The following is a 5,312-nucleotide window of genomic DNA, read 5'->3' as shown; positions in this document are numbered from 1 at the left end:
TGCGTTATCCGCAATTGTCTTGGGTGTTATATAGTCAAGCCGCACGAGCAATTAGTATCGGTTAGCTCAACGCCTCGCAGCGCTTACACACCCGACCTATCAACGTCCTGGTCTTGAACGGCTCTTCAGGGACCTCGAGGGTCCAGGGAGATCTCATCTTGGAAGGGGCTTCCCGCTTAGATGCTTTCAGCGGTTATCCTGTCCGAACATAGCTACCGGGCAATGCCACTGGCGTGACAACCCGAACACCAGAGGTTCGTCCACTCCGGTCCTCTCGTACTAGGAGCAGCTTTCCTCAAATCTCCAACGTCCACGGCAGATAGGGACCGAACTGTCTCACGACGTTCTAAACCCAGCTCGCGTACCACTTTAAATGGCGAACAGCCATACCCTTGGGACCGGCTTCAGCCCCAGGATGTGATGAGCCGACATCGAGGTGCCAAACACCGCCGTCGATGTGAACTCTTGGGCGGTATCAGCCTGTTATCCCCGGAGTACCTTTTATCCGTTGAGCGATGGCCCTTCCATACAGAACCACCGGATCACTATGACCTACTTTCGTACCTGCTCGACGTGTCTGTCTCGCAGTTAAGCGGGCTTGTGCCATTACACTAACCGCATGATGTCCGACCATGCTTAGCCCACCTTTGTGCTCCTCCGTTACGCTTTGGGAGGAGACCGCCCCAGTCAAACTACCCACCACACAGTGTCCTCAACCCCGATAAGGGGTCCAAGTTAGAACCTCAAACATGTCAGGCTGGTATTTCAAGGTTGGCTCCATGAGAACTGGCGTTCCCACTTCAAAGCCTCCCAGCTATCCTACACAAACATGCTCAAAGTTCACTGTGAAGCTATAGTAAAGGTTCACGGGGTCTTTCCGTCTAGCCGCGGATACACCGCATCTTCACGGCGATTTCAATTTCACTGAGTCTCGGGTAGAGACAGCGCCCCCATCGTTACGCCATTCGTGCAGGTCGGAACTTACCCGACAAGGAATTTCGCTACCTTAGGACCGTTATAGTTACGGCCGCCGTTTACCGGGGCTTCGATCAAGAGCTTCGCGCAAGCGCTAACCCCATCAATTAACCTTCCGGCACCGGGCAGGCGTCACACCGTATACGTCCACTTTCGTGTTTGCACAGTGCTGTGTTTTTAATAAACAGTCGCAGGGGCCTGGTATCTTCGACTGGCTTCAGCTCCACCCGCAGGGGTATCACCTAACACCAGCGTGCCTTCTCCCGAAGTTACGGCACCATTTTGCCTAGTTCCTTTACCCGAGTTCTCTCAAGCGCCTTGGTATTCTCTACCTGACCACCTGTGTCGGTTTGGGGTACGGTCTCGAATAGCCTGAAGCTTAGAAGATTTTCCTGGAAGCATGGCATCAATGACTTCCCGCTCTAAAAGAGCAGTCGTCGTCGCGTCTCGAGATTGTGGACCCGGATTTGCCTAAGTCCACTCCCTACTCGCTTAAACCGGGACAACCGTCGCCCGGCTCACCTAGCCTTCTCCGTCTCTCCATCGCAGCTATCCAAGGTACGGGAATATTAACCCGTTTCCCATCGACTACACCTTTCGGTCTCGCCTTAGGGGCCGACTCACCCTGCGCCGATTAGCGTTGCGCAGGAACCCTTGGTCTTCCGGCGTGCGGGTTTTTCACCCGCATTGTCGTTACTCATGTCAGCATTCGCACTTCTGATACCTCCAGCAAGCTTCTCAACTCACCTTCGCAGGCTTACAGAACGCTCCCCTACCCCGCATACAAAGTATGCAGCCGCAGCTTCGGTGACCAGTTTGAGCCCCGTTACATCTTCCGCGCAGGCCGACTCGACTAGTGAGCTATTACGCTTTCTTTAAAGGATGGCTGCTTCTAAGCCAACCTCCTAGCTGTCTGAGCCTTCCCACATCGTTTCCCACTTAACTGGTACTTGGGGACCTTAGCTGGCGGTCTGGGTTGTTTCCCTCTTCACGACGGACGTTAGCACCCGCCGTGTGTCTCCCGGATAGTACTCACAGGTATTCGGAGTTTGCATCGGGTTGGTAAGTCGGGATGACCCCCTAGCCGAAACAGTGCTCTACCCCCTGTGGTATTCGTCCGAGGCGCTACCTAAATAGCTTTCGGGGAGAACCAGCTATCTCCGGGCTTGATTAGCCTTTCACTCCGATCCACAAGTCATCCCCTGGCTTTTCAACGACAGTGGGTTCGGTCCTCCAGTTGATGTTACTCAACCTTCAACCTGCTCATGGATAGATCGCCCGGTTTCGGGTCTATGCCCAGCGACTAAATCGCCCTATTCAGACTCGGTTTCCCTACGGCTCCCCTAAACGGTTAACCTCGCCACTGAACATAAGTCGCTGACCCATTATACAAAAGGTACGCCGTCACGGAACAAGTCCGCTCCGACTGCTTGTACGCATACGGTTTCAGGATCTATTTCACTCCCCTCACAGGGGTTCTTTTCGCCTTTCCCTCACGGTACTGGTTCACTATCGGTCAGTCAGGAGTATTTAGCCTTGGAGGATGGTCCCCCCATGTTCAGACAGGATATCACGTGTCCCGTCCTACTCGATTTCACTAAACTCAGGTTTCGGATACGGGGCTATCACCCACTATGGCGGCACTTTCCAGAGCCTTCTCCTACCAGTTGTTTAGCTTAAGGGCTAATCCCCGTTCGCTCGCCGCTACTTAGGGAATCTCGGTTGATTTCTTTTCCTCGGGGTACTTAGATGTTTCAGTTCCCCCGGTTCGCCTCTTACACCTATGTATTCAGTGCAAGATACCGACCCGAAAGTCGGTGGGTTTCCCCATTCAGAAATGCCCGGATCACAGCTTGTTTGCCAGCTCCCCGAACCTTATCGCAGGCTTCCACGTCTTTCATCGCCTCTGACTGCCAAGGCATCCACCGTATGCGCTTAGTTGCTTGACTATATAACCCCAAGACAACTGATCACGAAGTCACGTCCTCACCAGGCAAGCCTGATTCGGCGTTTTCTTCGAGACAGCCACTTGAAGCAATATAACAACCACTTCAACGACAACACCGGATAACGCTTGAAATCGTTATCACTCTGATCAATGAATTCCGGAGATAATGGAATCCATCAATCGTGTTCTATCTCGTCCAATTTGTTAAAGAGCAAATCTGACCCAGTGATCAGAAAGAAGGGCTTCAGTCATTCCCGTGACATTGTCACGACACTGAAAAACTTGTTTCTGTACACTGCTAACCGGAGTTAGTCAGTAATCTGTGATTTGGTGGAGCTAGGCAGGATCGAACTGCCGACCTCCTGCGTGCAAGGCAGGCGCTCTCCCAGCTGAGCTATAGCCCCAATATAAAGCTATCAAGAATTGCGTAGATCTAGGCGTGTTCGGGCGCCGCATAGCCTGCTATGCAAGTCCGGACACAACGACGAGCTACGTAATTCTGGTGGGTCTGGGTGGACTTGAACCACCGACCTCACCCTTATCAGGGGTGCGCTCTAACCACCTGAGCTACAGACCCAAAAACACGGGCCTGCAACGACCCATCTGCTCTCTTTATTCAGCCAACCAAGTAATTCGTGTGGACTCTGACCGAAGCATTCGGCTTCGTTTAAGGAGGTGATCCAGCCGCAGGTTCCCCTACGGCTACCTTGTTACGACTTCACCCCAGTCATGAACCACACCGTGGTGATCGTCCTCCCGAAGGTTAGACTAACCACTTCTGGTGCAATCCACTCCCATGGTGTGACGGGCGGTGTGTACAAGGCCCGGGAACGTATTCACCGTGACATTCTGATTCACGATTACTAGCGATTCCGACTTCACGCAGTCGAGTTGCAGACTGCGATCCGGACTACGATGCGTTTTGTGAGATTGGCTCCCCCTCGCGGGTTTGCAGCCCTCTGTGCGCACCATTGTAGCACGTGTGTAGCCCTGGCCGTAAGGGCCATGATGACCTGACGTCATCCCCACCTTCCTCCGGTTTGTCACCGGCAGTCTCCCTAGAGTTCTCAGCCGAACTGCTAGCAACTAGGGATAGGGGTTGCGCTCGTTACGGGACTTAACCCAACATCTCACGACACGAGCTGACGACGGCCATGCAGCACCTGTGTCAGAGTTCCCGAAGGCACCAATCCATCTCTGGAAAGTTCTCTGCATGTCAAGGCCAGGTAAGGTTCTTCGCGTTGCGTCGAATTAAACCACATGCTCCACCGCTTGTGCGGGCCCCCGTCAATTCATTTGAGTTTTAACCTTGCGGCCGTACTCCCCAGGCGGTCTACTTAGTGCGTTAGCTGCGCCACTAAGACTTCAAGAGTCCCAACGGCTAGTAGACATCGTTTACGGCGTGGACTACCAGGGTATCTAATCCTGTTTGCTCCCCACGCTTTCGCACCTCAGTGTCAGTATTGGTCCAGGTAGCCGCCTTCGCCACTGGTGTTCCTTCCTATATCTACGCATTTCACCGCTACACAGGAAATTCCACTACCCTCTACCATACTCTAGCCTGACAGTTCGAAATGCCGTTCCCAGGTTAAGCCCGGGGCTTTCACATCTCGCTTATCAAACCACCTACGCGCGCTTTACGCCCAGTAATTCCGATTAACGCTTGCACCCTCCGTATTACCGCGGCTGCTGGCACGGAGTTAGCCGGTGCTTCTTCTGTGAGTAACGTCAAGGCTGGCCAATATTAGTGACCAACTTTTCCTCCTCACTGAAAGTGCTTTACAACCCGAAAGCCTTCTTCACACACGCGGCATGGCTGGATCAGGGTTGCCCCCATTGTCCAATATTCCCCACTGCTGCCTCCCGTAGGAGTTCGGGCCGTGTCTCAGTCCCGATGTGGCTGATCATCCTCTCAGACCAGCTACGGATCGTCGCCTTGGTGAGCCTTTACCCCACCAACTAGCTAATCCGACATAGGCACATCCAATAGCGCAAGGTCCGAAGATCCCCTGCTTTCCCCCGAAGGGCGTACGCGGTATTAATCCGGGTTTCCCCGGGCTATCCCCCACTACTGGGCAGTTTCCTATGCATTACTCACCCGTCCGCCGCTCGTCAGCATCTAGCAAGCTAGATCTGTTACCGCTCGACTTGCATGTGTTAAGCCTGCCGCCAGCGTTCAATCTGAGCCATGATCAAACTCTTCAGTTTAAATCATACAAGAATCCGAAGACTCTCTATTCTTGCTCAAGACAAAACTCAATTTCGACGAGTCACTGTCCTGATATTTCGTACCCGAAACACCTCGGCCAGCGCCCACACGAATTACTTGGTCAACTTTTTAAAGAGCGTTTGAGCTGTTGCTCAATCAAGGTGGCGTATTCTACATCGT

Annotated in this window: 2 tRNA genes and 2 rRNA genes; all 4 read right to left on the bottom strand. The window is 53.1% G+C overall.

Annotated features, from left to right (window positions below):
- Nucleotides 1–30: 30 nt before the first annotated feature.
- A 23S ribosomal RNA gene (locus ACWJ62_RS19815) occupies nt 31–2,924 on the bottom strand.
- A 327-nt stretch (nt 2,925–3,251) separates the two neighbouring features.
- Nucleotides 3,252–3,327 (bottom strand) — tRNA-Ala (locus ACWJ62_RS19810).
- A gap of 96 nt (nt 3,328–3,423) precedes the next feature.
- A tRNA-Ile gene (locus tag ACWJ62_RS19805) sits at nt 3,424–3,500 on the bottom strand.
- 91 nt (nt 3,501–3,591) lie between these two features.
- Nucleotides 3,592–5,131, bottom strand: a 16S ribosomal RNA gene (locus tag ACWJ62_RS19800).
- The 16S and 23S rRNA genes sit together here with 2 tRNA genes alongside, the layout of an rRNA operon.
- Between the last annotated feature and the right edge of the window lie 181 nt (nt 5,132–5,312).

The sequence above is a fragment of the Marinobacter sp. PE14 genome, assembly GCF_053566155.1.
Note: the sequence above shows the minus strand (reverse complement) of the source record. Positions and strands in the feature narration are given on the sequence as shown.